The organism is Prolinoborus fasciculus, assembly GCF_056724605.1.
This window is the reverse complement of sequence record NZ_JBWZQN010000102.1, coordinates 1-5,264: the sequence shown is the minus strand read 5'-3', so window position 1 is coordinate 5,264 and position 5,264 is coordinate 1. Positions and strand designations below refer to the sequence as shown.

Below are 5,264 nucleotides of genomic sequence, written 5' to 3'. Positions count from 1 at the left end.
AAAGTCATTTGAATGATTTCTTCTTGGTCTACGTGTCATAAAATACTCCATATATTGATGTTTATAACATCATTTGGGGAGCAAAATATCACTTATAAGTGTTGTTCAAATTTCCTGATCCACCTCTGACCTACATTGTCTGCTTCTTGGTGATTGTAGGTGTAGGGACATGGCAATTAGCACCCATACTACAAGCCATAGCAAAATTAATAGAAGTTCTTAAGTAAGCCGACCCAATAAGAGGTCGGTTTTTTATATCTGCTGCGCCTCAAGGCGCTTTTTTAATGCCTAAAATTTAGAGGCCCGTATGTCTGGTAAGAATTACTTTTAAACTGGTGATGGATGCTGACACCAAGGCATTTGTCTCCAATATGCATCAGTCAGAAAAAGCAGCAAAGGATGTATTTGCAGCACTTAAGAATGGATCAGCCAGTGTTGTAGGTGATACAAACAGTGCAACCAAAGAAGTAGATCAGCTCGGTACTCAGTCACAAGAAACCGCCCAACAAGTAAAGCAACTTGATAAAGAATTAGAGGCAACTTCACAGGAACTACAGCAAACTGAACAATCTTCAAAAGGTGTATCAGGAGAGTTACAGGGTTTAAAAACTGGCTTTAATGCTTTAACTGGCGCTTTAGCAGCACTTGGTATTGGCACCACAGCAATGGAGATTGCACAGACTGCTGATGAATATAAAAACCTATCTGGTCGCTTATCTATTGCAATCGGTGAGCATGGCAACCTACAAAAAGCCATGGATGATGTTAAAAATGTTGCCATTAATACCAACTCCAACTTAACCGCAACCGGTGATCTTTATGCTCGACTGACCAAGATTGGTCAAGAAATGAAATGGCCTCAAGAACAGGCGCTCGCATTAACTGAAACCATTAACAAAGCAACTCAAGTTGGCGGCGGATCAGCCGCAGCAAATGAAGCCGCTATCACCCAGTTAAACCAAGCACTCGGTTCGGGTGTCCTCCGTGGTGATGAATTCAACTCCATGATGGAGCAGTCGCCACGTTTAACCCAAGCTTTAGCAGATGGTTTAGGAGTTACTACCGGTAAACTTCGTGAGATGGCCGGGGAAGGTCAGCTTACCACGGATGTAGTCACCAAGGCTTTATTAAGCCAATCGGAAGTAATTAGTGCAGAATTCGCTAAATTCCCAACAACCATCGGCGCATCAATTGAAAACTTAAAAACAGCATGGACGGTCTATATTGGTGAGGCGGATGCTGCAACCGGAGCAAGTGCTAAAGTTGCGGAGGCTATTAAATTTGTCGCTGAAAACCTAGATACAATTGTCTCAACTTTGATGCTTGCTGGTCAGGCCTTTGTGGCTTATAAGGCCCTTAATATCGGCATGATGTTCTTAGACAAGGCGGCTGGAATCAGAGCTGCCTCTACAGCGATTGCACAAGAAACCACAGCAGTTGTAGCTAATACACAGGCGCAAATTGCGAATGCAGCAGCAACAAGAACAGTAGCTACTGCAAAAACTCAGTTGGCTACTGGTTCGGCTGCTGCAGCCACATCGGCTATGCGCTACCAGAAAGCGATTGCAGCCTTAAGTAGTACAGAAATACCATGGGCCAAACCAGTATTAAGGGTCTCGAATGAGGCTCTTTTTTATGACCAGGGTTTGGTGGTTTCTAATCAAGTGGATATTTGGCATGAGCAGGCAGGATCATTAACTCGGGCGATTAGATCCATTCATGAGCAAGCGACCGGTTTAAGTTCGGATGCGTATGTGATTTGGGAGGAAGGCGATAAGCGTTTTATCCATCAGCGCTACCTGCATGATGAAACGATCAAGCTGCGCCACAACCGTGAAACAGTCTGGCAGGAAATGATCCGTCGGCGTAAGACTTTTACTTATTCACATGAAGTAGCCCAGGTGTTTGAGCATCGCTTTTCATTTGAATGGGATAAGAGCCTTGAGATTATCACCAAGTCAGATTTGCCCTGGGATAAAGCCAAAGCGATTCATTATCGCAAGCATCCGGTTCAGCCTTGGCCAAAGCCTGAAACGCCTAAATATGAGGGCACTGGTGATTTAAATTTTATCTGCTTATGTCATGACGTTGATTCGCACAACGTTGTTTTAAATTTTGGTGCAGATGACTGTATTCCAGCACTGCCAAAAAGGAACTGGTGGTATATCGTGAATACATTAACAGCCGAGCGATTGGATACCGGCGAGAAAATCAAAGTCATGGATGGCACCTATAGCACCAGTCGGTCGCAATGGTGCTGGACCTATTCCATTACCGTGGCTCATACGGAAAAAGACAAGCTACAACCAATCAATGGTCAGCCTGTTATCCTTAAAGTTACGATCAATGGATTTGAGCATCATATTTTGCTTGAAGATCCAGAGGAGACCCGGCGTTTTGCCAGTGTTCTCTACACTTACCCAGGGAGAAGTATCACAGCTCTAAACTCGGATAAATATGGACCAACACGTTCATTTATCCAGGATAACGAGCGAACCTCTGTACAACTAGTTCAGGCTGAACTGGATCGAGCGAATAGCGGTACCAACCTGGACTGGAAGTTGATTGATGAACTGGGCTGGATTATACCGGTGGAGAGCCTGAGCTATGTCGAACTTGCACCAATCGATGCAATAAAGCAGGTCGCTGAATCAGGCGGTGGCTTTATCTATAGCCAGAAAGCAGGTAATACACTAAGCATCTTACCCCGGTATCAGAAAGGCTACTGGGACGCGATGACCGTGGATGATTACGACATTTTGTTATCTGAAAGCCTGGTGATGCAGCAGAACATTAAACAGAATGATGAATACATTGCTGACTTCAATGCCATCACGGTAGTGAATAGTCGAAGTGGTGAAAGTCTGAAAGTACAGCAACGCGGTACTTCAGGTGATATACCGTTAGAAGCAGTCACTGGTCCACTATTTAACGTCGTGTCAGGTGCCAGTTACGGTAAAAATGAACTGGTCAAAGCCAACATTCAGGAATTACATACTTTCGCTGATATCCCGGTAAGCTTCGATATTGGTGAGATGCTACCCGGAAAAACGATTGCGTTTAATGGCCAGTGGTGGGGTGTGATTGATTCGGTATCAGGTAGCTTTTCGCATGAAAAGGTCAATGAAACCATTACAGTGGAGCGTATCAGCCGTGAATAATCCCTTATTTGAACTGCGGAAGTTGCTTAATCCAATACATGCCGAATACATCGGCACCATTACATCAGTGAGGCATCCAGAGTATCGGGTACAGATCGATGGAGGATCTGGTCCAGTCCTTTGTACATCAGGCACAGCTTATAACCTGGGTGCCAGAGTATTTGTTTCCAATCAAGTGATCCTGCGGCCAGCACCAACAGGGCAGCATTCACAAGTAGAAGTTTAACGATCAACAAAATAACAGCACCTTCGGGTGCTTTTTTAATGTCAATAATTTAGGGGGATGTATGGCTAAAGGGGATGTATATGGACTTTCTTAGTCAAGTATTGGAAAGCATAAAGAACCATTCACACATCCTTTTTACGGGTGTGCTGGGTGCGACTTTTGGCTTTCTATTAAGCAAGGAGCCGACTCGGGATCGCTGGATAGGATTCTTTGCTGGCTTCATTTTATGTGTGGTCTTTGCTAAACCGGCAAGTTTATTTCTTGCTAGTGGTAACTATCCAGAGCTATTTGGTTTCATTCTGGGCGCTGCTGGTAAGAGTACAGCTGAAGCATTGCTGAGTTTGGCTCGATCAAGAGTTCTTGGTTTAGTCAAAAAGGAGAATGAAGATGCTGCTAATCATAAGTAAAACAGCGTTGGTATTATTTATAGTTTCATTTGCAATCATGGCATTTCATCCAAAAATTCAACTCCCAAAACACATCGATTTTCTATTGGTGTTGTCGATCCTTTTTGGGGCAGCACTTTTTGTTAAAGATGAGTATTCGCCAAGTCCGGCCGGAACCCTTTTTTACACTACAGTAAGTATTTTATTCGCACTATTTACCCGACAACTCTATATTTGGGGTAAGGGTGGTGCACGTCCTAAATTTTTTAATACGGATAAAGATGGTGACAACCCATGAAACATATTTTTGATTTCTTGCGAAAGATTAGCGGCGGCAAACTCACCCAGAAACAGGTTGATGCTGCTGACAAACTGATTGCAACTGCTTACGATGATGTCACCAGTATGCTGGGTATCGCTACGGATGAAATGAGCATCAGCCCAAGTGGTATTGATCTGATCCGTAATTTTGAAAGCCTACGGCTCAATGCCTACGATGATGGCGTGGGGGTATGGACCATTGGTTATGGCACCACAAAATACCTAAATGCTATTCGTGTCAAAAAAGGGGATACCTGCACACTGGAACAAGCCAAAAGCTACATGCAACATGACTTGAAAAAATTCGAGCAAACCGTCAATAGCGCAGTCAATGTTCCGATCAATCAGAATCAGTTTGATGCCTTGGTTTCATTGGCCTATAACATTGGACCTACCGCATTTGAAGAATCCACTTTGGTCAAAAGGCTGAATGAGAAAAATTATAACGCGGCAGCTGATCAATTTGGCTTATGGGTAAATGCTCGTGGCAAACGCCTGCAAGGTCTGGTGAATCGCAGGAAAATTGAAATGGAGTTATTTTTAAAATGACTCTAAATCTATTATGGAAATATAAACACTGGATCGCAATTGCGGTCTTTTTCTTTTTATGGCTAGGGCAAGTTGCTTACACCAATCACTTAAGCGGAAAGCTGCGCAAGGCTGGTGAGCAGTGCACGATAAAAATTCAGAAAATAGAGCAAAACCATCTCAAAGCTCTAACCCATAAACAAAATCAAATTAACCAGATGAGTGCGGATTATGAAGCAGCAAAATCAGAGCAGCACGTGCAAGTCGAAACAGTTACGCGTGAAGTGCAAAAGATCATTGATCGTCCTGTGTATCTCAACCATTGCTTTGATGATGATGGCCTGCAGCAACTCAACTCACTTATCACCAGTGGTGCCAGTAAACCTCCTTGAGTCTTGCCCTGATTTGCAAAAACTGGAATCAGGGCAGGGTAAGGTTGTTTTGGTCTGGTCTATTGATACAGTAGCTAAATATAGCGACTGCAAAGCGCGTCATGCTGCTATTGTGAAAGTTCTGGTGGTGTTTCAAAAAGTATGCTGACATTAAATGAAGCCATTATTGATGTAAAAAAAGGTTAAGTCGAAAGCTTTAAAATGGTTTTCAATCTTTTTTGAAAAATTACAACTCCTTCTAAAACCGCGC

General features: G+C 43.3%; 5 protein-coding genes and 1 pseudogene. 5 read left to right on the top strand and 1 reads right to left on the bottom strand.

Annotation, left to right across the window (positions count from 1 at the left end; all coding sequences use genetic code 11):
* The first annotated feature begins 371 nt into the window (after window positions 1-371).
* From AC1P5O_RS16045 to AC1P5O_RS16025, 5 genes are all read left to right on the top strand, one after another.
* Entirely contained in the window at window positions 372-3,161 is a 2,790-nt protein-coding gene (locus tag AC1P5O_RS16045) for a tape measure protein (protein WP_262466926.1), read from the top strand.
* A 306-nt stretch (window positions 3,162-3,467) separates the two neighbouring features.
* A complete protein-coding gene (locus AC1P5O_RS16040; RefSeq protein WP_004646469.1) occupies window positions 3,468-3,794 on the top strand; it encodes a hypothetical protein in 327 nt (108 codons plus the stop codon).
* Window positions 3,775-4,071 carry a hypothetical protein gene (locus tag AC1P5O_RS16035; protein WP_004279633.1) on the top strand — a complete coding sequence of 99 codons (297 nt, stop codon included), beginning with the start codon at window positions 3,775-3,777 and terminating at the stop codon, window positions 4,069-4,071. The genes AC1P5O_RS16040 and AC1P5O_RS16035 overlap by 20 nt, the downstream gene beginning before the upstream one ends.
* Complete coding sequence (locus AC1P5O_RS16030; protein WP_121979836.1) at window positions 4,068-4,643, top strand: lysozyme; 576 nt, start codon at window positions 4,068-4,070, stop codon at window positions 4,641-4,643. Before AC1P5O_RS16035 ends, AC1P5O_RS16030 begins: the two co-directional genes overlap by 4 nt.
* Entirely contained in the window at window positions 4,640-5,014 is a 375-nt protein-coding gene (locus AC1P5O_RS16025; protein ID WP_004279637.1) for a hypothetical protein, read from the top strand. The genes AC1P5O_RS16030 and AC1P5O_RS16025 overlap by 4 nt, the downstream gene beginning before the upstream one ends.
* Before the next feature lie 150 nt (window positions 5,015-5,164).
* Here the strand turns inward: AC1P5O_RS16025 and AC1P5O_RS16020 are convergent.
* Window positions 5,165-5,264, bottom strand: a pseudogene (locus tag AC1P5O_RS16020) (IS1 family transposase); the annotation flags it as partial.